Origin of the sequence: Rhizobium sp. BK008, assembly GCF_014197345.1 — a bacterium.
GTDB lineage: Bacteria > Pseudomonadota > Alphaproteobacteria > Rhizobiales > Rhizobiaceae > Rhizobium > Rhizobium anhuiense.
The window spans coordinates 1,090,393-1,113,381 of sequence record NZ_JACIFK010000001.1 but is presented as its reverse complement, the minus strand read 5'-3'; the positions used below and the strand labels follow the sequence as shown (position 1 = coordinate 1,113,381).

Sequence of the window (22,989 nt, the reverse complement as noted above, 5' to 3'; positions counted from 1 at the left end):
GCCTCAATAAGTCTGAAAGGATGCAATCGAGCGGCTGATGTTGCGGTCGATATCCTTGGGGTTGTCATGTTCTACGACGAAGTGTTTCGCCCTTGTGGCACGCAGCGCCGTGATCAGCTTCGCCCACTCGACCTTGCCATGCCCGACATCGGCCCAGCCGTCCTCATCCGTCGCTTCGCCCGCCGGCGCGATGTCCTTGACGTGCACGGCGGTGATGCGAGGTCCGAGCTTTTCGACCCAGGCGAAGGGATCGGCACCGCCGCGGATGACCCAGGCGATATCGGCCTCCCAGGAAATATCGGGTGCGCCTTCGAAGATGCGCTCGATCGGCCGCGAACCGTCCTGCAGCTTGAAGAACTCGAAGTCATGATTGTGCCAGCCGAATTCGTAACCGGCATCCTTGTAGGGTTTGCTCATTTCCTGCAGGCGCTTGCCGAAGGCGACCCAGCCGGCGGCGTCTGACGGCCGCTGGTCAGCTGCCAGATGCGGCGCATAGATCGAATCCATGCCGAGGATCTTGGCAATGTTCAGCGACTTCTGAACGTCCTTCTCCAGGAAGTCTGGGCTGAAATGGCCGGTCGCCATGACCAGGCCATTCTTGTCGAGGTCGGCGCGAAGGCTGTTCAGCCCGGCATCGTCGAGATCGGCGTAAATGCCGCCGAAGCCTTCGACTTCGGCATAGCCCGCCTTGCCGAGCTTTTCGAAAATCACAGAATAGGGCTGGAAGTTGCGGGCGCTATAAAGCTGATAGCTGAGTTTCGTCATCATGTTCTCCTTGGGCCTCGTGCCCATTCTTGCAAGATCAATCCGCCGACTGGCAGGAATGCAGGTCGTAGAACCGGAACGCCGGAAGCGCGCCGCGATCAAGCGGCCGTGCCGGGGTAAAGGTGATGCGGCGGCTCTCGCCGGCCGCAAGGTCGAAGGCGTTGTCGGAATATTTGCCGTCCGTCTCGGTCTCGATCATCACGAAGAGCGCAAGTCCTCCAGCGGTGACGTTGATGTCGACCGAACCATTCCCCTCGACATATTCGTGGGTGACGGTAAGCCCCGCGGGCTCCAGCTCCAGCGCCTTGTAGGTGCCGTTGACATAGTGCCCCTCGCCGCCCGTGCCGTTCGACGCGGTGAAATGCCAGGCCAGCAGCGTTCCCTGGGGAATGTCGGAGACGTCGATGCTCGTGGCCGTTACCGCCGCATCCGGCGAGCACATGGCCTGCACGTCCTTGAGGTGCCGCCGTTCGCCCTTCAACGTCAGCAGCGAGATCGTAAGGTCGATGCTGACATCGGCAAGCGTGTCGTTGACCAGCGAGAAGCGGATCGTCTTTCCGTCGTCGGAAGGAATGGCGGCGACCGCGACAGGCTGGAAGAAACGCTTGACGAGATAGTGCATCGCCTTCCAGCGGCCGCCATAATCGAGGCTCGACCAGGAGGCGACCGGCCAGGTGTCATTGAGCTGCCAGTAGATCGTACCCATGCAATGGGGTTTGAGCGACCGCCAGTATTCCACTGCCGTCTTGATGGCGAGTCCCTGCTGGATCTGGGAGAGATAGACGAAGTTCGGAAAATCCTTGGGAAAGCGGAAATAGCGGAACATCGTGCCGGCGATGCGCTCATTGCCGCCGGCATTCTTCTGGTGCAGCTCCATCACGGGAGAAGCGACGTTCATGTCCTTCTCCTCGGCATAGCTCTTGATCACGGGCAGCGAGGTATAGGACTGGAAGCCGAATTCCGAGCAGAAGCGCGGACGCACCGAACGGTAATTGTCGAACGACTTGTTCTCGTGCCAGACCGACCAGTAATGCATGTCGCCGGATCCGTCGGCATGCCAGGCGTCGCCGAAATCGAGATAACCGGAGGCCGGGCTTGACGGCCACCAGAGCGCGCCGGGCAGCGCCTTCTTCACCGCTTGCTCGATGGTGCGGTTGAGGCGATCGTAGGAGACGAGATAGCGGTCGCGATCCTTGCGGGATTCCTCGAACCAGGTGAGTGCGCCCACCAGCTCGTTATCACCGCACCAGAGCACGACCGACGGATGCGAGGAGAGCCGGCGCACCTGGTAATCGACCTCGATCGTCACATTGTCGAGGAAGTCCTCGGTCGAGGGATAGAGGTTGCAGGCGAACATGAAGTCCTGCCAGACCATGAGACCCAGCCGGTCGCAGAGATCATAGAAATGATCCTGCTCGTAGAAGCCGCCGCCCCAGACGCGGATCATGTTCATGTTGGCGGCTTTGGCCGATTGCAGCAGATCCTCGGTCTTCTCAGGCGAAGACAGCGAAAACAGCGCGTCGGCCGGGATCCAGTTGGCGCCGCGGCAGAAGACTTCATGACCGTTGACCTTGAAGGCGAAGCGACTGCCTGATGCATCCGGCGTGGTGATCAGCTCGACGGTGCGAAGGCCGATCTGCTTGATCACCTCATCCGTCGACGTTTCGACCGACAGCCTGTAGAGCGCCTGCTCGCCGCTGCCGGAAGGCCACCAGAGGCGCGGATTGTCGATATGGAAGAGGTGGTTGACATGACTCTCGCCGTTGACGCCGACATCCAGGCGCACGCGCTCGCCGTCGAGTTCGAAATAGACCTGGGCAATGCTCGGCCCCTTGGAAAACAACGTCGCCGTCACTTTGAGATCGACCGAGCCGTCATTGTTGTGGGTCTGACGGGTGACCACATGCTCGATGCGCGCGGTCTCGAGCTTTTTCAGCGCGATCGTGCCGTAAAGGCCGAGCGGCGCAATGGCGATGTTCCAGTCCCAGCCGAAATGGCATTGCGGCTTGCGCAGCATGTTGCCGTCGGGGATCGGCGAATTGCCGGTGCTGTAGGGAATGTAGAAGGGCTGCTGCTTCTGCCGCGCGGCAGCGACGGCGACGCTGGAGGCAAAGACGATGCGGATGCTGTTGTCGCCTGCTTTCAGCATGCTGGAGACATCAGGCCGGTAGCGGCGGAAACTGTTGTCGGCCTCAAGCGCCAGGAAGCCGTTGACGTGAACACTGGCGACCGTGTCGAGATAATCGATATCGAGATACCAGTCGCCCTCGACCTCCTGAAGCGTGAAGCTGCGCTCGACCGCCCATTCGCGCTCGGCGACCCATTGCACCTTTTCCTCGTTGCGGCCGAAATAGGGATCGGGGATCAGGCTTGCGCGATGGAGCGCGGTGTGCACGTCGCCCGGCAGAATGATCGCAGTGCGGATCTCGCCATCGACGGAGGCAAGCTGCCACGAACCGGAAAGGTCGATGTTGAAACCGTTCTTCGGCAAGGATGTCATTAGTAGTATCCCGATCGGACCGCTCCTGGGGATCGCCGGACAAGCCGGACCGCGGCCGAATTTGGCTGGCCTGACGGCCGATTGGAGATAGGGCGGCGCCATTTCGGCCCCGCCCGCATTGTTCTCTAGAGACGCAACTCGGTTTCCGCATCGAAGACCGAGGCGACCGTCATGTCGAAACTGAGCTTCACCTTGGCGCCGACATTGAAGCGGCGCGCGCCGTTGACGCGTACCGACATCGTGTGACCGGCATGTTTCAGCCACAGCAGATTGTCCGCGCCCATCGGCTCCTCGATATCGACGGTGGCGTCATGTTCTTCGCCGCCGGCATTCTCGTTGACCTTGATGTGTTCGGGACGGACGCCGAGCACCACCTTACGGCCGGGCTGCAGCGTCTCGTTGGCGTCGTAAGCCGCGAGCGAGAAAATGACGCCGTTGGCAGAAAAGGCAATGCCGTCGCCTGACTTGACCAGCTCGCCGTGCAGGAAATTCATCGAAGGCGAGCCGATGAAGCCGGCGACGAAGAGATTGCGCGGCCTGTTGTAGATCGTCGTCGGATCGTCGAGCTGCTGGATGATGCCGCTCTTCATGATGGCGATGCGATCGGCAAGCGTCAGCGCCTCGATCTGGTCGTGGGTGACGTAGATCATCGTGTTCTTCAGCGACTGGTGCAGGCGCTTGATCTCGACACGCAGCTCCGAGCGGAGCTTGGCGTCAAGGTTGGACAGCGGCTCGTCGAACAGGAAGACGTCGACATCGCGCACCAGCGCCCGGCCGATCGCCACGCGCTGGCGCTGGCCGCCGGAAAGCTCGGCCGGCTTGCGTTTCAAAAGCGGCTGGATCTGCAGGATTTCGGAGGCTCGCGCCACGCGCTTGTCGATCTCGGCCTGTGGCACCTTGGCGACACGAAGACCGAAGGACAGGTTCTTCTCGACGGTCATCTGCGGATAGAGCGCATAGGACTGGAACACCATGCCGATGCCGCGATCCTTCGGCTCTTCCCAGGTAACGTTCTTGCCCTTGATGAAGATCTGCCCTTCCGAGGCGTCGAGCAGGCCGGCGATGCAATTCAGCAAGGTCGACTTGCCGCAACCGGACGAGCCGAGCAGCACGAGGAATTCGCCGTCGTTGATATCGAGGTTGAGATCCTTCAGCACGCTCACCGCACCGAAGTTCAGGGACAGATCCTTGATGGAGACGCTTGCATTCATATTCATGAGATCAACCCTTCACTGCGCCGGCGGCGATGCCGCGGACGAAAAGCCGTCCGGACACGAAGTAGACGATGAGCGGCACGAGACCCGTGAGGATCGTTGCCGCCATGTTGACGTTGTATTCCTTCACGCCTTGGACGGAATTGACGATGTTGTTGAGCTGCACGGTCATCGGATAAGTATCCGGACGGGTGAAGACCACGCCGAACAGGAAGTCGTTCCAGATGCCGGTCACCTGCAGGATCATCGCGACGACGAAGATCGGCAGCGACATCGGCAGCATGATCTTCAGGAAGATTTGCCAGAAACCGGCCCCGTCGACGCGCGCCGCCTTGAACAGTTCCTCCGGCAACGACACGAAGTAGTTTCGGAAGAGCAGCGTCAAAATCGGCATGCCGAAAATCGAATGCACGATGACGAGGCCGCTCAGCGTGCCGTAAATGCCGATTTCGCGTAGGATAATGACGATCGGATAGATCATCACCTGATAGGGAATAAATGCCCCGATGATGAGGATCGAAAAGAAGAGCTCGGATCCCCGGAAGCGCCAGTTGGCCAGCGCATAGCCGTTCACCGAGGCAATCGCGATCGAGATGATGACCGACGGCACCGTGATGCGCACCGAATTCCAGAAGCCGCGCGACAGGCCATCGCAGTTGAGCCCGGTGCAGGCCTGCGCCCAGGCCTTCACCCAGGGCTCGAAGGTGATCTCCATCGGCGGCGAGAAGATATTGCCGAGACGGATTTCCGGCATGCCCTTCAGCGACGTCACGACCATCACGTAGAGCGGCAGCAGATAATAAAGTGCTGCGACGATCAGCGTACCGTAGAGCATGATGTTGCGCGCCGACAGCGCCGGGCGCGGCCTCGGGCCGCTGGGGCCGTCGCCAAGCTTCGGGGCAACGGCGTCGATGCCGGCAGCAACGGTGTTGAGAGCTTCTATATTAGCCACGCTTGCGCCCTCCACCAAATTCCAGATAGGCCCACGGAACGATGATGATCGCGACAGTGACGAGCATCATGGTCGAGGCGGCAAAGCCCTGCCCCAGGTTCTGCGCCTGGAACATGTAGTCGTAGACATATTTCGCCGGCACTTCCGAAGAAATACCCGGTCCGCCGGACGTCTGAGCGACCACAAGGTCGTAGACCTTGACGATGCCGGAGGCGATGATGACGATCGTCGTGATGAACACCGGCCGCATCATCGGGATGACGATGAAGAGATAGGTCTTCCACATCGGAATACCGTCCACGCGCGCCGCTTTCCAGATGTCCTCGTCGATCCCACGCAGGCCGGCAAGCATCAGGCACATGACAAGACCCGTTCCCTGCCACAGCGCCGCGATCAGAATGCCGTAGATGACGATTTCAGGCGTATAGAGCGGATTGAAGGTGAAACTCGTCCAGCCGATCGAGCGCACCACCGCCTGAATGCCGAAATCGGGATTCAGAACCCATTGCCAGACGAGGCCCGTCACGATGAAGGACAGCGCAAAGGGATAGAGGAAGATGGTGCGGAAGGTGTTTTCGAAACGGATCTTCTGGTCCATCAGCGCGGCGAGCATGAAACCGATGACCAGGCTGAAGATCAGCGAGAGGATGCCATAGACAGCCAGATTCTGGATCGCCGTCACCCAGCGGGGTGCCGCCCAGAGGCGCTCGTACTGGTCGATGCCGACAAAGCTCAACCGCGGAAGGAGCTTGGAATTGGTGAAGGAATAAAACACCGTCCAGAACGTGCCGCCGACAAAGATCACCAGCGCTGTCAGGATCATCGGGATGGACGCAATCTTTGCATTCAGATTGCGCAGTAACTTGTTTGGCCGGCCTGCTTTCGCTTGACCCGTCATGAACACTTCTCCTCAAATCGCGACTGCGACCCGTGACAGAACGGCAAAGCGCCGCCTGTCGTCCCCCACCTCCGAAACCTGCTGAAGATACCGGAGAAACCTCGCTGCGGACCGGACCATCACCGATCGCCCGAAACGATCCGGCTCCCAAAGAGCCGGATCGCAAGGCAGCGAATCTGCTGATCAGTCAGCAGAAGCGATGATCCCGGCGAAACGCTTCTGAGCGTCTTCCGGCGTCATCGATGGGTTGGCGAAGAATTCGGAGAAGAGGTCTTCCTTCTGCTTCTGGCTGTCTGCCGAAAGCAGCTGGTCGGTGCCTTGGATCACGTTGCCCTTGGCCAGGATGTCGAGACCCTTCTTCATGCAGTCGTTGGCGGCGGCGAGATCGACGTCGCCACGAACCGGCAGCGAGCCCTTCTTCAGGTTGAAGGCAACCTGGGTCTTGGGATCGAGCAGGGTCTTGGCAAGCACAGCCTGAGCCTTGGACTTTTCCTCATCCTTCAGCAGCGGGAAGTAGAAGGCGTCGCCACCGGTCGAGATGATCTCGTTCACGCCGAGGCCCGGCAGGCAGGTATAGTCGGTACCGGCCTTCTGACCGGCGAGCGCGAATTCACCCTGCGCCCAGTCACCCATGATCTGGCCGCCGGCCTTGCCGGTGATGACGAGGTTGGTCGCCTGGTTCCAGTCCTGGACGTTGCTGCCTTTGGCCATGCGCCGTGCATCGTCTGCTGCCTTGAACACCTTGGCGATTTCAGGACCGGCGGCAACTTCCGCATCCTTGTCCTTGAAGACCTTGTTGAAGGTATCCTTGCCCGCGACCGCAACCATCAGCACATCGAAGGCGCCGGTCGCCTGCCACGGCTGACCGCCGACGGCGAGCGGAATGATGCCGGCCTTTTCGAGCGCCGGAGCGGCGGCAACGAACTCGTCCCAGTTCTTCGGAACTTCGACGCCGGCCTTCTTGAAGGCGGCGTTCGAAAGCCACAGCCACTGCCAGGAATGGATGTTGACCGGAGCGCAGTAGATCTTGCCGTCGATGGTGCAGGAATCGAGCAGGCTCGACGGACGAACGATGTCCTTCCAGTGCTCGGCGGTCGCCACGTCGGTCAGATCGCGCATCAGACCGGCCTGAACGAGTTCCTCGGCTTGGCGGCCATGGTTGAACTGGGTGGCGCCCATCGGGTCGCCGCCGGTGATGCGGCTGATCATGATCGGACGGGCCGTGCCGCCGGAACCGGCGATAGCGCCGTCGACCCAGTGGTTGCCGGTGGCGTCGAATGCCTTGGCCAGTTCGGCGACGGCAGCGGATTCACCACCCGAAGTCCACCAATGCGTGACTTCGAGATCGGTGGCGTTGGCGGCGCCGTACGGAAGCGCGACCGAAGCGGCAAGCAGGCTTGCCATAATACGGATTTTCATGAGTTCTCCTCCCTCACTGAAACGTTGCCGGAAAAACTTAGATCAATCGATTTCCTCACGCAACTGCCCGCCTGCAAATTTTTCCGCGAACATCCAAATTGCTACTTCTGCCTGTTTCCCACCGAACCGATGCATTCCATGGATCGATCTGTAGCAAAGCTTTCTCGCATATGCGTCGTTGATTTATACCATTGATAAAAAACACTAAATTTTACCACACATTCTCACCTCTCGCATTACATCCTTCGCAACTGCAGAAAACCAAGCCACAAACCGTCGATTCAACCTGTGGCTATAATGCTGCTGCGCACACAAGAAAAAGCACTCGACATTTCTACTGTATCGTTACAGATTGCATTCCTTGGGGAGGTGCGATTTTGGCAGGCGGCGGGCTTACGGCGCTGGAAAAAGCCTTTATAAGCGACACCAATTCGCGCGAGGCAGGCCTAAGGGATGGAAAACAAGGGAAATTTCGGCCAAACAGCATCGACGCCCGCAGCGCGTGAGCGCCCGACGCTGAAGACGATCGCCTTCATGACCGGCCTTGGCGTGACCACCGTGTCGCGCGCGCTGAAAGATGCGCCTGACATTGGGGCGGAAACCAAGGAGCGGGTGCGCATGGTCGCCCGCCAGCTGGGTTACCAGCCGAACAGGGCGGGTGTGCGCCTACGCACCGGCAAGACCAATGTCATCGCCCTCGTCCTCAGCATCGACGAGGAGATCATGGGCTTCTCGAGCCAGATGGTCTTCGGCATCTCCGAGGTATTGTCCGGCACGCCCTATCATATCGTCATCACGCCGCATTCCCACAGCAAGGACCCGATGCTGCCGGTGCGTTATATCCTCGATACCGGCTCGGCCGACGGGGTCATCATCTCGCGCATCGAACCGGATGATCCGCGCGTCAGGCTGCTAAGCGAACGCGGCATGCCCTTTGCCACGCATGGGCGCACCGATGCGGGTCTCGCGCACCCTTTCCACGATTTCGACAACGAGGCCTTCGCCCATCAGGCGGTGGAAAAGCTCGTCAAGCGCGGCCGGCGCCGCATCGCCCTGCTGCAGCCGCCGAGCAAGCTCACCTACTACGCCCATATCCGTATCGGCTTCCAGACCGGCCTGCACGATTACGGCGCCGAGGAAGTGCCGCTGCGCATCAACACCGACGCCCCGCTCGCCGACATCCGCGACGTCGTCGAAGTGATGATGCGCTCGGCCAATGCGCCGGACGGCATCGTCTGTTCGGCCGGCAGTGCAGCCATCGCCGTCAATGCCGGCATCGAAGCCGCCGGCAAGGCGCTCGGCCGCGACCTCGATATGGTCTCCAAGCAATCGGTGCCGATCCTCAACTGGATCCGCCCCGAGATCATCACTGCCCAGGAAGACGTGCGTCAAGCCGGCCGCGAAATGGCCAAAGCCGTCATCGCCCGCATCGACGGCGTCGAACCGGAGCTGCTGCAGAGCATCAGTCAGCCGACCTGGCCGGAGAGCGGGAGGTAGGTGGGGCAGCGGATGGAGCGCGGCATCCTCCGACACTCGGCATCCTTGTACGCGCAAGCCAAAGGCCGGCGCTTCGAAAGACACCCCGCGACGCGGCGTCACGCGACGGCCGTCACCAACGCATCGAGCACCGCCGCAATCTTCGGATTGCGCCCCTCGCCGCGCCGTGTAATCGCATGGATGCCGCGGTAGACGGCTGGCGACAGTGGCTTCACGACCAGCGATCCACCGAAATCCCGAAGCGCCAGTCCAGGCATCACCGAAATCGAACAGCCGGCCTCGACAAGCGCGAAGACCACTTCGAAACTGTCGCTGAAGCCGTTGATGACAGGCTCGAAACCGATATCGCGGCAGGCCTGGCGGATGGCCATGGAATAGGCGCTGGAGGCGACGTCGAGCGCCCAATGTTCATCCCTCAACTGTCCGAGTTCGATGACGGGCTCGCTCTCCAGCCTGTGGCCGGCGGGCAGCAGCACGAAGAGCTGATCGTGGCACAGGAACAGCGTATCGAACGGGCCTTGCAAGGTATGGGGATCGAAGGATATGTCGTCGGCAACGACGATATCGGCCTGCCAGGATCTGAGTGCTGCAACCCCATCGGCAGGTCCCGTCGTCGTCATGACCATGCCAAGATGCGGGTGATCGTTTGCCAGTTGGCGCATCGCAGCCGGAATGAAGGAGGACGCCGCCGAGGGTTGAGCGGCGATCCTGAGATCCCCCGCGACGATATTCTGCAGCTCGGCAATATCGGTCCTGGCCTCCTCGACAACGGCGAATATCCGGTCGGCATGCACAACCAGCCGCCGGCCGGCCGGTGTCAGCGTCACCCCTCGCCCACGCCGCTCGACCAGCGCAATGCCGACTTCATCCTCCAACTGGGCGATCTGCTGGGAAACGGCCGAGGACGAAATGCCGAGCACATCGGCAACCGCGGCCATCGTCTCACGGCGTGAGAGCTCGCGAAGCGTGCGCAATCGGAAAAAATCCAAATCCGGCTCCCTTCAATCGTATCAATCAGCCATATTTTCTAATCTATATACTTATTTTAATTAAGTAGACCTGCAGAAAAACGCACCCTACCCTCGGATTCGGAGGCGGGCATCGGCAAAAAAAAAGCCAAGATTGCCAGCCATCTCATGAGACGAATCACGGGGGATATCGACCGGATGCAGGAGAGTGGCGTGCCCTATTTCAGCCAATGGGAAACACCCCGGCATGACGCTGCCGGTGCTTGCCGAGGGACCACAGGCCCTGCTCGGCGACCCGCTCTGGCATCAATCGGGGGCCGCGACGATCGAGGAATATGCGCGCTGGGCAGTCAATGTCTGCGGCATGGCCTGCCTGAAGATGATTCTTGCCGCGCGCGGCGAGATCCACCCGACCCTCGAGCTTGCTCGCGTCTGCACTCGCCACGGCGGTTATGTCGTCGACGAGATCGATGCCTCGATCAAGGGGCTGATCTACGCGCCCTTCGTTCGATTCGTCGCCGAACACTTCGGGCTTGGCGCGGAGACGGTGACCGGCGTCGAGACATCGGCCCTTCCGGAGCTTCTGTCGAAGCGGCGCTTTTTCATCGCATCGGTGAACTCGGGCATCCGCTGGCCGGAACGCGAGCCACCGTCGAAGGGCGGGCATCTGGTGCTGGTGACGGCAGCCAGCGAGGAGACGATCCGATTCCACAACCCGTCCGGCCACGACGCGGCAAGCCAGGCCGATGTCACCTTGCCGCTCCCCATCTTCGACCACTTCTTCGCCAATCGTGGCATCTCGGTCAGTGCCTGACCCTTTTCAACACCAGATCGTTTCGGAGGTTTGATGACCCCTTCCCCAAACAGGCTGCGCATTGCCGTGCTCTTCGGCGGCCGCTCGGCCGAGCATGAGGTTTCCGTGCTGTCGGCAACCAATGTCATGGGGGCGCTCAAGCCCGAGAAATACGACGCCGTGCCGATCTTCATCACCCGCGATGGACAATGGCTGCTGAGCAGTTTTGAGGGCGACACGCTGGCGACACCTTCGTCAGGAACGGAAATCTGCCTCGTGCCGGGCGGACGGGGCCGGATGCTGGCAATGCCGGCCCATGGCGCGCCGCATGAGTTGGCAAGGATCGATATCCTGTTTCCGGTGCTGCACGGCCCGCATGGCGAAGACGGCTCAGTCCAGGGCGTAGCGGAGGTGGCCCGCGTTCCGCTTGTCGGCTGCGGCATCCTCGGCTCCGCCGCGGCGCTCGACAAGGACATCGCCAAACGTCTGCTGAGGGCCGCGGGCCTGCCGGTGGCGCGCGCGGTGACGATCCATGAGGGCGCTGCACCGTCGCTGGCAGCCCTCGAAGGCGAGCTCGGCCTGCCGCTCTTCATCAAGCCGGCGCGGCAAGGATCGTCGGTCGGCGTCGCCAAGGTCCATGCCAGCCAGGAATTCGCGCCCGCCCTTGCCGAAGGCTTCCGTCATGATCGTACGCTGCTTGCCGAAGAATTCGTGCGCGGCCGCGAGATCGAATTCAGCGTGCTCGAGGATACGGCAGGAGAACTCTTCGTCTCACGGCCGGGAGAGATCGTGCCGGCGGAAAGCCACGGCTTCTACAGTTATGATGCCAAATATATCGACGAGAAGGGCGCGGCGCTGAAAGTTCCGGCCGAGCTGCCGCAAGAGGTCGAGGCCGCCATGCGCGACGTGGCTGCCCGCGCCTTCCGGGCCGTCGGCTGCGACGGCATGGCCCGCGTCGACTTCTTCCTGATTGATGACATGCGGTTCCTCGTCAATGAAATCAACACCATCCCCGGCTTCACCGATATCAGCATGTATTCCAAGGCGATGGCGGCAAGCGGCGTCGGCTATGCCGAGATCATCGACCGGCTGGTGGATCATGGACTGGCGCGCGCCGGCCGGGCCGCCTGATACAGCAATTTGAGACTGGAGCTTGAGCGTGAACAGGTCGGTCCTGATTTCGGGCTGTTCCGGCGGCGGAAAATCGACGCTGCTTGCGAAACTTGCCGCTCGCGGCCATGCCGTCGTCGAAGAGCCCGGCCGGCGGATCGTGAAGCAGGAGCTAGAAGGCGGCGGTGCGGCCCTGCCATGGGTCGACATGGTGGCCTTCGCCCACCGCGCCATCGCAATGGCGATCGCCGACCACACGGCGGCGCAGGAGCAGGCCGGCTGGACGTTTTTCGACCGTGGGCTGCTCGATGCGGCGGCAGCGCTTCAGCATCTGACCGGAGACCCGGTCCTGGAAAAATTGAGTGCCGTACACCGCTACCACGACTCGGTTTTTCTGACGCCGCCATGGCCGGAAATTTACACGACCGACCCCGAGCGGCGCCACAGCTTCCATGAGGCGGTCGCCGAATATGACCGGCTTGCCGCGATCTATCCGGCACTCGGCTATGCGGTCGTCATACTGCCGAAAATCGCGGTCGCCCACCGAGCGGATTTCATCCTTGACTGCCTCTCGCAGCAGTAGAAGAGGTCGTCGGGTGTCTCTCGGCCGCCTTCTCGGAGAGCCCTGAGCGCCTGCGAAAGACGCACCACTGGAACGACTGCCGGCCACCAGCGGGTGTTGCGTGCTCCTCGCGCCACTCGCGCTGAAGCGCAAACGCGGACGAGAATTCGGTCGCAAGCGCTTCCGCGTCGTAACGCTGGACCGGCAGGCCGCTGCATCGTTCGGGCCCGTCCGGCGCAAAGGTCGCTATGATCACGATACTGTCCGGCGCCGTCCCGGTTTCGAGCGCGCGTCGATAGGCCAGCCGCTGCTCGGGCTCGCTCAGGAAGTGAAAGACGGCGCGGTCATGCCACACAGCGTAATGGCGGTCGGGTTGCCATGCCGTAACGTCGGCAACCACCCAGGCGATCCGGGCGGCTTTATCCTGCAGCCGCACCTTGGCGACTTCGAGCGCCGGGGCGGCGATGTCGAGAACGGTGAGATCAGACCAGCCGCGCTCAATAAGACGGTCGACAAGATTTGATGCGCCACCGCCCACATCGATCAGCGAGGCCGTGACCGGCAGTTGCAGCTCGTCAAGCGCCTGCAAGGAAGGCCCGGGCGTCGACTGATACCAGCTGACACTGTCGGCAGATTTCGTGCGGTAGACCTCGTCCCAGTGTTCCCGTTTCGCGCTTGTCATCCGATATCCCCATCTCTTGCGGAGCCCGACATCCTAACTGATCGACATGTAGGGACTGAGACGTCGGCAACCAGTCGCAGTGCGCCTCAATGTTCTCCGTTCAGGGCGCCAAGTGACGATAGACCAGATCCTTAGGGTCATCTCGGGGTGCTGTGAGATCGAGGCGCGCGCCCAGCCGCTCCGCAACGGCAGCGGAAGCAGCATTGCCGGGAGCGATATAACTGACGAGCGACAGTAGCTTGAGTGCCGCAAAGGCCCAGTCGCGCAGCGCCGAGGCTGCTTCGGTGGCATAGCCCTTGCCCTCATATTCCTCATAGACGAACCAGCCGAGTTCCTTCTCGGGAAAGAGCGGTCCGTGATTGATCCCCACCTGACCGACGCATTCGCCGGTTTCGCCAAGCTCGATCATCAGCGCTCCATGCCCGAAAAGCTGCCACAGGGCGACGTCGTGACAGAACATCCCCCAGGCCGCTCGCAGACCGAACGGCCCGCCCATTCCGACCGATCGCGGCGACGCCATCAGCTGCGCATAGGCGGCGAAATCGTCGATCTCGGGCATGCGGAGCCTAAGACGCTCGGTTCGAATGGTCAGCGCGTCCGTTTCGGACGTCGCTTTCTTTGTCAGATTGGCTTTGGAGTTTTGGCCGTTGAACGGACTATTCTAGCCTTCAAATGCCGGGGCGAATTGCAACGTACCGCTTGGCGGGGATTCGCGAAAAACAATTCGCTGCACGAGCCGCGTATCGAGGTCGAGATATTTCAGTTGCCCATCGCTGCTGAAACCGACACGGCCATAGATGTCGGGATTGCCGATCAACGCGCATCCGCTGGCACCCATCGCGTTCAGCAGTTCGAGCCCCTTGGTAATCAGCGCCTTGCCGATACCCTGCCGCTGTCTCTCCGGCTTGACCGATATCGGTCCCAACCCGAACCAGCCATCATGCGCGCCGTCGATCGTCACCGGCGAAAATGCGACATGCCCCAGGATATCACCGTCCTCTTCAGCGACCAGCGATATCGTTAGATCGCCGCTTTCGCGAAGTCTTCGGACAATCTCCGCTTCTGTCCCGTCGCTGTAAGGCATCGGCTTGAAGGCGGTCCAGGTCAGATCATGGATCGCGTCGAAATCCTCCGGCGTTTCGTCTCGGATAAGCATCTCTATCAATCCTCAATCGCGATAGCTCAAAGGTTCTATGCAAGGAAAGTCGAAGACCAGCAACCCGGGCTCCTCCAGCGGCAGCTGCGCTACGACCTGCCCTTCCGGGTTCAGCACCGCCGTCGGCCCCCAGGCGATGCGCCCGTCGCGCTCGCCCGTCACGTCGGACGAGATCAGCCACAGGCCGGTTTCACGGCATCTTTCACCGCGAACCTGGCATAGGATCAGGGATGCGCCGGACGCGGCGATCGTTCCGGCTGCTTCCGGAAAATTGGTGTCGCAGCAGATGTTTATCCCGAAGCGCAGGTCTCCGATCACAAAGAGCGGACTGTCCTTTCCAGCCTCGAAAGCCCGTTCGCCCTGCAGCAAATGGGTTTTCCGGTAGCGGCCGAGGAGAACGCCGCGCTCGACGACGACGGCAGTGTTGAACAATCGCTCGTCATCGATCTCGATCAGCCCTGTGACTAGCACCGGTCCCGACTTCGGCAGCCGATCCAGGACCGCTGCAAACTCGGGCGACGCGAGATCGAGGGCAACCCGCCGCGCCGATGCCTCATCGGTCAGGTAGCCCTGCAAAAAACCTTCGGGAAAGACCAGCAGGGCAACACCCTCAGCCTCGGCACGAGCGGCGACCCCGCAGGCATAATCCAGTGCCGCCTCGAGATTCTCCCGAAATTCCGGCGTCTGCGCGGCAGCTATCCGAATGCTCTTCACCTTGATCTCCGCGTTTGGACGTCTTGCAGCCTACCCGGTCAGGCTTGTGCGGGTGCGCCAAGACAGCGGATTGCCGGTGGTAGCACGGGGCGGCAATCACAAAAAAGCCCGGCGCGACGGCCGGGCTTTTCCTCGAACTCTTCTCGGCAGACCTTAGAAGGTCGACGCACCGCTGCCCCAGGGGCCGTGGTGGAAATCCTTGCCGTCGAGGCGGTCGAAACCGTGGGCGCCGAAGAAGTCGCGCTGGGCCTGGATGAGGTTCGCCGTTCCCCTGCCCTGGCGGTAAGCATCGAAATAGGTGAGTGCCGAGGTCAGCGCCGGCACCGGCAGCCCGGCCGAAATGGCGGCGGCGACGACGCGACGCAGCGCCGGGATCGATTCCTTGACCATGTCCGAGAAGGCCGGCGTGACGATGAGGTTGGCGGCATCCGGCGCCTTGGTGAAGGCCGAGGTGATCTCGTCGAGGAACTGCGAGCGGATGATGCAGCCGGCGCGCCAAATACGGGCGATCGTCGGCATCGGCAGCGACCAGTTGAACTCGCGCGAGGCTTCCGCCATCACCGCGAAGCCCTGCGCATAGGCGCCGATCTTGGCGGCAAAGAGCGCCAGTTCCAGATCCTTGTTGAGCTCGGGGCCGTAGGCGATCGGGAAGGACACGGCCTGGGTGCCGAAGATCTTTTCGGCGGCTTCGCGCTGCGACTTCATCGAAGAGAGGCTGCGGGCAGCGACTGCCGCTTCGATCGCCGTTGCCGGAATTCCCATGTTCTGCGCCTCGATCGCCGACCATTTGCCGGTGCCCTTCTGGCCGGCCTTGTCGAGGATCATGTCGACCATCGGTCCGCCGGAGACGGGATCGGTGGCGGCAAGCACCTTCTCGGAGATCTCGATCAGGTAGGAGTTCAGCCGGCCCTTGTTCCATTCGCCGAAGATGCCGGAGATATCAGAGGCGCTCTTGCCGAGACCGTCGCGCAGGATGCCGTAGATTTCGGCGATCATCTGCATGTCGGCATATTCGATGCCGTTATGGATGGTCTTGACGAAATGGCCCGCACCGTCATTGCCGAGCCAGGCGACGCAGGGCTCGTCATTGTAGCGGGCGGCGATCGAGGTCAGCACCTTCTCGACACGCTTCCAGGATTCCTCGGTGCCGCCGACCATGATCGACGGGCCGTGACGCGCACCTTCTTCACCGCCGGATACACCCATGCCGATGAAGGTGAGATCGGTATCCTTGAGGCGGTCGAAGCGGGCGACGGTGTCGCGGAAATTGGCGTTGCCGGCATCGATCATGATGTCGCCCTTGGAAAGATGCGGGCGCAGCGCTTCCATCTGCTGGTCGACGGCATCACCCGCCTTGATCATGATGATGATCGGGCGCGGCGGCCGGATCGCCTCGACGAATTCTTCGATGGTCTTGCAGGGAATGATCTGCTTCTTCAGATCGCCGGCGCTCTCGTAGAATTCGTCGGTTTTCTCCGGCGTGCGGTTGAAGACCGCGATTTTATTGCCTTTCTCCGCGATGTTGAGCGCCAGGTTGGAGCCCATGACCGCAAGGCCGATCAGTCCGATTTCTGCCTTTTCCACGACAAACCTCCGATGTGTCATTTGGACCGGTGTTGTGGCACTGTCTCAACCAAACGGCAAGTCTCGCAAGGGTCTAATCGGTTCGCAAAAGCCAATGAAATGAAGCTTGCACTGCTGACTTGTCCGACAACCCCAGACGGCGGCCGGCCGATCGGCAAGCGACGAGTTTTCGCGCGGCCTGCCCGTAATGCCCTATCTCATGTTATCATCATTGCCTCGGGAGATATCGCATTGGCATCGGGAAGACGAAAAGATACGGCTCTCCTGGCGGCCCGCGCCGGCCGCTACCGCGAACATGCCTCGCCGCCGGCGCTGCGGCGCCATTTCAGCCGCCTCTGGTCGCATGCGCTGGATGACGGACCGCCGGCAATGGTGGCAATCGTGCCGGACGGCTATTGCGACCTTCTCTGGATCGACGGCCGGCTGATCGTCGCCGGCCCCGACAGGACGGCAGCCTTTCCCATCATCCGGCCGGGCGCAACCGTCATCGGCGCACGTTTTGCACCGGGCGCAGCGGCACCCTGGCTGAGGACACCGCTCTCGGCCCTGGTCGGCTGCTCGCTACCCCTGAGTGACATTGGCCGGGAGGACACGGCCGAATTCGAGGCGCGGCTTGGGGATTGTCCCAATCCCTCGGCCGCTATGGCGCTCTTCAGCCGCCTGCTCGAAGAGGCCACGCGCCATGAGGAAGAGCCCGCCCGGGACGCCGCCGTGATCTTCGCCGCCGCCGACGGTGCTCGCCCGGTATCCGGCCTGCTCGACCGGCTCGGCATGAGCGAAAGGCAGCTGCGCGGCCGTTGCCACCATCATTTCGGCTACGGCGCAAAAACGCTGGAACGGATCCGCCGGTTCCAGCGTTTCCTTGACCTCTGCCGCAGGTCGGGCACGATCCCGCTTGCCCGCCTGGCGCTCGAAGCGGGCTTTGCCGACCAGCCCCACATGACGCGCGAGGTCGGCGAGCTCTCGACTCTGACGCCCGCCGTCATTGTCGACCAGCTCAGCATGCGCAAAAGAGCTGACTGACCGTTTTGTTCAAGACGCTGCCGGCCGGTTTGTTATTCTGCCGAAACCAAATGCCAAGGACCTGCAAGCCATGTCGACAATGCCAGCGAAAATCATTCACCAGTCGATCGAGCGCGACTGGCGCGACGTCTACGACTTTGCCGGTAAGCCGGAGAACATGCCGCTCTGGGCCTCCGGCCTTGCGACCGGCTTCGAGCCCGACGGCGCCGACTGGATCGCCCACGGTCCTCTCGGCACCGTCAAGGTGAGCTTCGTACCTGCCAATGAATTCGGCGTGATCGACCATACGGTGACGATTGAATCCGGCCTCAGGGTTTATAATGCCCTGCGCATCGTGCCGAACGGCGATGGCTGCGAGGTCATGTTCACGGTGCTGCGCCTGCCCGGCATGACCGACGCGCAGTTTTCCGCCGATGCCGCCCATGTCGAGAAGGATCTCGCCATGCTGAAAGCCCTGATGGAGAGATAGATGGCCGATAAGTCAGAGAACCACGACCGCCGCATCGATTATGTCGAATTCAACGTCGCCGACATCGCCGCCGCCAAAGCCTTTTACGGCTCGGCCTTCGGCTGGCGTTTCACCGATTACGGCCCGAACTACTGCGAGTTCGACGATGGCCGGCTGAAGGGCGGCTTCACCGATTTCGGCCCCGTGCGGCCGGGCGGCCCGCTTGTTGTCGTCTATGCCAATGACCTGGAAGAAGTGCTGACCTCAGTGGAAAGGGCCGGCGGCACGATCTGCCGCCCGATCACCGATTTTCCCGGCGGCCGCCGCTTCCACTTCCTCGACCGCGACGGTTACGAACTCGCCGTCTGGGCGACTGCCTGACGGTAACTTGATTGGCCAGGGCGCGCCTGAATCAGCCGGCCGGGGTCAGGCAGCCTGCCGCCGCCGATCGTGATCTTCCATGACGATCAGCGCACCGATGACCGTGCCGCCGGCATCGCGCAGCGGTGACATGCGACAGCGCACCTGCCGCGATCCGACACTGCCGGCCGGGCGCTCATAGGTATAGTCGATCTGGTCCCCGGCAAAACAGGCGTCGAGCTTGTGCTTGGCGCATTCGGCAAACCGCTCCTCACCGATGAATTCGGAAAGGTGGCGGCCAATGAGTTCCATCGGCTTTCTATCGAGATGGGCGCTGTTGGCCGGATTGGAATAGAGGTAGCGATAATCCCTCGTCAGGACAGCCACGCGGTCCGGCAGGCTATCCAAGATCGCGGCATTGAGGAACTGGCCGTTGTCGGTATCCGGCACATAGGCCGCCGGCGGTTCGATGCGCACATCCCGCGGCGAAGGCGTGCGCCAGTCCGGCCCATGCGCCCCGAAATAACGGTCGAGCAGGTAGGAAAGCACCGTCGTGTGCTCGGTGACACTGGCGCTGTCGTCGGCGTCCTGGCCGATCAGATGAGTCACAAACTGCAGTTGCATGTAGACTTCGAGCAGGTTCACCGCCTTGTGGGCGAGAATCGCTTCAACAAGCGGCTCGACATGGCGGTCGAGCGCCGTGACGCGCTGATCGTCGCCCAAGCGGATGGCTTCCTCGATTTGAACGCAACGCAAGGAAAAGGCCCGAAAAAGCTCCAGCAAGACGCTCCAACTCCCATTGTCCCAAGAACGAGTCCGAAACCGGCTAAGGCTGCATCTTCCCCAAATGCGCCCTGCAGTAGACTTTATTCGCGTCTTGGTGGTGACGGGTAACATGAAGTGCCCTCAGTTTCAATCCGAGGGCACCTGCCGCTTTTCACCGCTGATAATTGAGGGTGGACCTTTTTGCAGCATGATGCCGAAAGTGTGAGCGTTTTTTAGACCGGCTCACCTAAAATCAATCTGTCTTAAGGCGCGAGCGTCTGCTTGATCTGCCAGCGGTCGTGATACCAGAGCCACTGTTCCGGGTATTCCCGTACCCAGCTTTCCACCTTGTCGTTGAGCAGCTGGGCGGCTGCCGGCAGGTCGAGATTGCCCTTGGCGTCGCGCGGCATGTCCAGCCGCGGTTCGATCTCCAGCCGGTAGCGATTTCCCGGCAGCCGGATGCAGCGCGCCGGATAGACCTCGCAGTCGAACTGGCGCACCAGCTTCGGCAGCAGCGGATTGGTCTTGACCTCGCGCCCGAAGAAGGTGCCTTTCAGCCCCTTACGGAATTTCTGGTCGACGAGCACGCCGACCCCCTGGCCTGCTTCCAGCTGGCGGGCGAGCGCAAAGGAGGAACCGGCATGCGAAGGCACCAGCTTGCCCATGCGCGCACTCCTGAAGTCGAACACCTTCTTGGCGACATAGGGATTGTTCGGCGGCCGAAAAAGCACGGTCACGGTGAGCCCGAAGGCGGCCCCTGCTACCGGCAGCAGTTCAAAGTTGGCGGTATGGCCGGTAAAGACGATGAAGGGGCGTGGATTGTCGCGCAGGTCGAGGAAGATCGGGACGCCAGACACCTCTACCCTGCCCGGCTCCGACTTTTCGGGATCGTAGTCGAACAGTTGGTCGAGGAAGACGTATTCAGCCGCCAGCCGGCCCATATTGCCCCAGCTGTCGAGCGCGATCTCCTCGATCTCGGCCTCGCTCTTCTCGGGGAAGGCGTTGCGCAGATTGGTCAGCATCAGCCGGTGGCGGCGGGTGCGCCGGCCGAGGCGACGCATCATCCTGTCGGCGAAGCGGATCGCGCCATCGGCCGGAAACAGCTTCAGGAAATTCAGGAAGCCGAACATCACCTGCGCCACCAGCCATTGCTGGAAATTTCTGAGCGCCAGCACGATCCGGGTGATGAAGAGCTTCACGCGGTCAATCCATCTTCAGGATGATCTTGCCGAAGATCTGGCGCGATTCCATCCGCTCCAGCGCCCGGTCGATATCGCTGAAGCTGACTTCGGTGTCGATGACGGGATGCACGAGCCCGCGGCCCATCTTCTGCATCGCATCCGCCATGTTCTCCATGCGGCAGCCGAAGGAGCCGAGAAGCTTCAGCTGCTGCTGGAACAGCATCATCAGGTTCATCTCTGTGGAAACACCCGAGGTCGAGCCGCAGGTGACGAGCCGCCCGCCGCGCTTCATGCAGAGCATCGAGCCCGCCCAGGTGTCCTTGCCGACATGTTCGAAGACGACGTCGACGCCCTTCTTCTTGGTGAGCTTGCGCACCACGCCCTCGAAGCGGTCGGTGCGATAGTTGATAACGTGATCGGCGCCGAGCGCCTTGGCCTTCTCGATCTTGTCGTCGGAACCGACCGTGGTGATGACGGTGCAGCCGATCTTCTTGGCAAGCTGGATCGCCGCCGTGCCGATGCCGGAACCGCCGGCATGGACGAGAATCGTCTCGCCCGGCTCGAGCTTGGCATTGTCGAACAGCATGTGCTCGACCGTGCCGAAGGTCACGGGCGCAAGTGCTGCACCGATCGCATCGACACCGGGAGGAGCCGGCACCAGCAGGCGCGCCGGCAGGTTGACCTTCTCCTGCGCAAAGCCGTCGAGATGGAAGCCGTGCACGCCCGAGACATGTTCGCAGAGATTGTCGCGGCCCTCGCGGCAGGGGCGGCAGAGACCGCAGGTGCGCGCGCCGTAGATCGAGACGAGCTGGCCCGGCAGCACGTTGGCGACGCCCGGCCCGATCGATTCCACGACGCCCGAAGCTTCCGCACCGATGACCAGCGGCATCTTGCGCTTGGCGAAGGCCATGCCGCGCCAGCCCCAGACGTCGATGTGATTGAGCGCCACCGCCTTGACCCGCAACGTCACCTCTCCGGCGCCAGGTGCGTCCGGTTCCGGCAGATCGGTGATCTCAAGCTTGCGGTCGTCGATCAGTTGCAAAGCGCGCATGGCAAAATCCCTCGCCTGAAGGCGTCATCTCTCTCAAAATTTGTCGGGAACCGCTTAAGCCGGTTCGAGCGCCATGACAAGGCTGGCATTCTGCCCGCCGAAGCCGAAGGAGTTGGAAAGCACGGCTGAAACCTGGGCTTCCCGCTTCTTGTTCGGCACGACATCGAGAACGATCGACGGATCGGGGTTGGTGTAGTTGATCGTCGGCGGCAGCGTCCCGGTCAGCATCGTCTGCAACGAGAACACCGCCTCGACGGCACCCGCTGCCGTCAGCGTATGGCCGATCATCGACTTGTTCGACGAGACCGGGATGCCGACGAGCCGCTCGCCGAAGACGGCCGACATCGCCCCATATTCCATCTTGTCGTTCTCCGGCGTCGAGGTGCCGTGGGCATTGATGTAGCCGATGTCGCTCTCGTCGATGCCGGCATCGGCAAGCGCCGCGCGGATCGTCGCGATTGCCGGGCCGCCATCCGGCGACGACCGGGTGCGATGAAAGCTGTCGGCCTTGTCGCCGGCGCCCTTCATGATACCGAGCACCTTGGCGCCGCGGGCGACCGCCGCTTCCAGCGATTCCAGCACCAGCGTCGCGGCACCTTCGGCGATGACGAAGCCGTCGCGATCCTTGCTGAATGGCTTGGAGGCCTTGGTCGGCGGATCGTTCTGCGTCGAAAGGGCAGACAGCAGCGAGAAGCGGATCAGCGCTTCGGCGCTCAGCGATCCGTCGGTCGCAACCGTCAGCGCCCGCGTCGTGCGGCCCTGGCGGATCGCTTCGATGCCGAGTTGGATGGCGGTGACGCCGGAAGCGCATGCGGTCGACAGCGTCACGGGAAGGCCGCGCGTGCCGAACCGGTCTGCAAGGCGTTCGGAAATCGCGCCGAACAGTGCCGCCTCGTGGAAGGCCGGGTCCGGGCGCTGGCGCAGCGCCGTCAGGAAGCGCTCATAGGCATCGCCCGGATGGTCGGAGGCCGGCGAACGGTCGGCAAGCTCGAAACGCGCGCTCCATTCCGGCTCGATCGGCGGGGCGGCGAGGAACAGCGGGCCGTTGAAATCGCCGGAAAGGCCGGCATTAGCAAGCGCCTCGATCGTCGTTTCGCGGGCAAAGGCATAGGAGCGCTCGACAGCATTCGGCACTGGGATGCCGATGAAATCGACAGTGCCGGCGATCCGCGTCGACAGGCCCTCGGTCGGGAAACGGTTGATCTCGTGGATACCCGACGTGCCAGACGAGAGCGCTGCCCAGTTGTCGCTGAGGCCCTGACCAAGCGAGGTGATGATGCCCATGCCGGTCACCGCCACGATCGGACGGCCGAGATGATCCCTGTAAGCGGAAGCTGTCATGTCCTT

Annotated in this window: 22 protein-coding genes and 1 pseudogene; 7 read left to right on the top strand and 16 right to left on the bottom strand. The window is 62.0% G+C overall.

Annotated elements, in window-relative coordinates:
• Positions 1 to 3: 3 nt before the first annotated feature.
• From FHT69_RS05385 to FHT69_RS05360, 6 genes are all read right to left on the bottom strand, one after another.
• A complete protein-coding gene (locus tag FHT69_RS05385) occupies positions 4 to 765 on the bottom strand; it encodes a sugar phosphate isomerase/epimerase family protein (protein ID WP_063475051.1) in 762 nt (253 codons plus the stop codon).
• Positions 766 to 802: 37 nt separating this feature from the next.
• A complete protein-coding gene (locus tag FHT69_RS05380) occupies positions 803 to 3,265 on the bottom strand; it encodes a glycosyl hydrolase 2 galactose-binding domain-containing protein (protein ID WP_183905048.1) in 2,463 nt (820 codons plus the stop codon).
• Positions 3,266 to 3,390: 125 nt separating this feature from the next.
• Positions 3,391 to 4,482 (bottom strand): ABC transporter ATP-binding protein, encoded by a 1,092-nt coding sequence (locus FHT69_RS05375; protein ID WP_174824474.1) that lies wholly within the window; start codon positions 4,480 to 4,482, stop codon positions 3,391 to 3,393.
• 4 nt (positions 4,483 to 4,486) lie between these two features.
• Positions 4,487 to 5,431 carry a carbohydrate ABC transporter permease gene (locus FHT69_RS05370; protein ID WP_047611637.1) on the bottom strand — a complete coding sequence of 315 codons (945 nt, stop codon included), beginning with the start codon at positions 5,429 to 5,431 and terminating at the stop codon, positions 4,487 to 4,489.
• Positions 5,424 to 6,329 carry a carbohydrate ABC transporter permease gene (locus FHT69_RS05365; protein ID WP_047610242.1) on the bottom strand — a complete coding sequence of 302 codons (906 nt, stop codon included), beginning with the start codon at positions 6,327 to 6,329 and terminating at the stop codon, positions 5,424 to 5,426. The genes FHT69_RS05370 and FHT69_RS05365 overlap by 8 nt, the downstream gene beginning before the upstream one ends.
• Positions 6,330 to 6,512: 183 nt before the next feature.
• The gene (locus tag FHT69_RS05360; RefSeq protein ID WP_047610243.1) at positions 6,513 to 7,748 is read right to left on the bottom strand and encodes an ABC transporter substrate-binding protein; all 1,236 of its coding nucleotides are present in this window, start codon (positions 7,746 to 7,748) and stop codon (positions 6,513 to 6,515) included.
• Positions 7,749 to 8,201: 453 nt separating this feature from the next.
• Here FHT69_RS05360 and FHT69_RS05355 point away from each other — a divergent pair, with 453 nt between their 5' ends.
• Positions 8,202 to 9,245 (top strand): LacI family transcriptional regulator, encoded by a 1,044-nt coding sequence (locus tag FHT69_RS05355; RefSeq protein ID WP_097594293.1) that lies wholly within the window; start codon positions 8,202 to 8,204, stop codon positions 9,243 to 9,245.
• A gap of 98 nt (positions 9,246 to 9,343) precedes the next feature.
• Here FHT69_RS05355 and FHT69_RS05350 read toward each other — a convergent pair whose 3' ends face one another.
• Positions 9,344 to 10,234, bottom strand: a complete 891-nt coding sequence (locus FHT69_RS05350; protein WP_097594292.1) for a LysR family transcriptional regulator — start codon at positions 10,232 to 10,234, stop codon at positions 9,344 to 9,346.
• A 177-nt stretch (positions 10,235 to 10,411) separates the two neighbouring features.
• Between FHT69_RS05350 and FHT69_RS05345 the strand changes: the two are divergent.
• The 3 genes and pseudogenes from FHT69_RS05345 (at position 10,412) to FHT69_RS05335 (ending at position 12,699) form a co-directional block, all read left to right on the top strand.
• Positions 10,412 to 11,027, top strand: a pseudogene (locus FHT69_RS05345) (C39 family peptidase).
• 33 nt (positions 11,028 to 11,060) lie between these two features.
• Positions 11,061 to 12,137 (top strand): D-alanine--D-alanine ligase family protein, encoded by a 1,077-nt coding sequence (locus FHT69_RS05340; RefSeq protein ID WP_047610249.1) that lies wholly within the window; start codon positions 11,061 to 11,063, stop codon positions 12,135 to 12,137.
• 28 nt (positions 12,138 to 12,165) lie between these two features.
• Positions 12,166 to 12,699 (top strand): AAA family ATPase, encoded by a 534-nt coding sequence (locus FHT69_RS05335; protein ID WP_183905046.1) that lies wholly within the window; start codon positions 12,166 to 12,168, stop codon positions 12,697 to 12,699.
• On the opposite strand, the gene FHT69_RS05330 is transcribed toward FHT69_RS05335, so the two are convergent.
• The 5 genes from FHT69_RS05330 to gndA form a co-directional block, all read right to left on the bottom strand.
• Positions 12,671 to 13,360 (bottom strand): class I SAM-dependent methyltransferase, encoded by a 690-nt coding sequence (locus FHT69_RS05330; protein ID WP_409527524.1) that lies wholly within the window; start codon positions 13,358 to 13,360, stop codon positions 12,671 to 12,673. The genes FHT69_RS05335 and FHT69_RS05330 overlap by 29 nt on opposite strands.
• Before the next feature lie 100 nt (positions 13,361 to 13,460).
• Positions 13,461 to 13,985 carry a GNAT family N-acetyltransferase gene (locus tag FHT69_RS05325; protein WP_281414270.1) on the bottom strand — a complete coding sequence of 175 codons (525 nt, stop codon included), beginning with the start codon at positions 13,983 to 13,985 and terminating at the stop codon, positions 13,461 to 13,463.
• A gap of 36 nt (positions 13,986 to 14,021) precedes the next feature.
• Positions 14,022 to 14,516 (bottom strand): GNAT family N-acetyltransferase, encoded by a 495-nt coding sequence (locus FHT69_RS05320; protein ID WP_097594290.1) that lies wholly within the window; start codon positions 14,514 to 14,516, stop codon positions 14,022 to 14,024.
• 12 nt (positions 14,517 to 14,528) lie between these two features.
• Complete coding sequence (locus tag FHT69_RS05315; protein WP_183905044.1) at positions 14,529 to 15,230, bottom strand: carbon-nitrogen hydrolase family protein; 702 nt, start codon at positions 15,228 to 15,230, stop codon at positions 14,529 to 14,531.
• A gap of 153 nt (positions 15,231 to 15,383) precedes the next feature.
• Positions 15,384 to 16,835: an NADP-dependent phosphogluconate dehydrogenase gene (gene gndA, locus FHT69_RS05310; RefSeq protein WP_179874656.1), complete on the bottom strand. Its 1,452-nt coding sequence runs from the start codon at positions 16,833 to 16,835 to the stop codon at positions 15,384 to 15,386.
• A 210-nt stretch (positions 16,836 to 17,045) separates the two neighbouring features.
• On the opposite strand from gndA, the gene FHT69_RS05305 reads away from it, so the two are divergent.
• From FHT69_RS05305 to FHT69_RS05295, 3 genes are all read left to right on the top strand, one after another.
• The gene (locus tag FHT69_RS05305; protein WP_183905043.1) at positions 17,046 to 17,837 is read left to right on the top strand and encodes a helix-turn-helix domain-containing protein; all 792 of its coding nucleotides are present in this window, start codon (positions 17,046 to 17,048) and stop codon (positions 17,835 to 17,837) included.
• A 70-nt stretch (positions 17,838 to 17,907) separates the two neighbouring features.
• Positions 17,908 to 18,306: a polyketide cyclase gene (locus FHT69_RS05300; RefSeq protein WP_097594287.1), complete on the top strand. Its 399-nt coding sequence runs from the start codon at positions 17,908 to 17,910 to the stop codon at positions 18,304 to 18,306.
• A complete protein-coding gene (locus tag FHT69_RS05295; protein ID WP_004669769.1) occupies positions 18,307 to 18,666 on the top strand; it encodes a VOC family protein in 360 nt (119 codons plus the stop codon).
• A gap of 45 nt (positions 18,667 to 18,711) precedes the next feature.
• On the opposite strand, the gene FHT69_RS05290 is transcribed toward FHT69_RS05295, so the two are convergent.
• From FHT69_RS05290 to FHT69_RS05275, 4 genes are all read right to left on the bottom strand, one after another.
• On the bottom strand, positions 18,712 to 19,428 hold the full coding sequence (locus FHT69_RS05290) for a PAS domain-containing protein (protein WP_183905042.1): 717 nt from the start codon (positions 19,426 to 19,428) through the stop codon (positions 18,712 to 18,714).
• A 245-nt stretch (positions 19,429 to 19,673) separates the two neighbouring features.
• Entirely contained in the window at positions 19,674 to 20,609 is a 936-nt protein-coding gene (locus tag FHT69_RS05285) for a lipid A biosynthesis lauroyl acyltransferase (RefSeq protein ID WP_097594284.1), read from the bottom strand.
• A 4-nt stretch (positions 20,610 to 20,613) separates the two neighbouring features.
• On the bottom strand, positions 20,614 to 21,642 hold the full coding sequence (locus tag FHT69_RS05280; protein WP_063475072.1) for a zinc-binding dehydrogenase: 1,029 nt from the start codon (positions 21,640 to 21,642) through the stop codon (positions 20,614 to 20,616).
• Positions 21,643 to 21,696: 54 nt separating this feature from the next.
• Positions 21,697 to 22,983: a beta-ketoacyl-ACP synthase gene (locus FHT69_RS05275; protein WP_063475073.1), complete on the bottom strand. Its 1,287-nt coding sequence runs from the start codon at positions 22,981 to 22,983 to the stop codon at positions 21,697 to 21,699.
• Between the last annotated feature and the right edge of the window lie 6 nt (positions 22,984 to 22,989).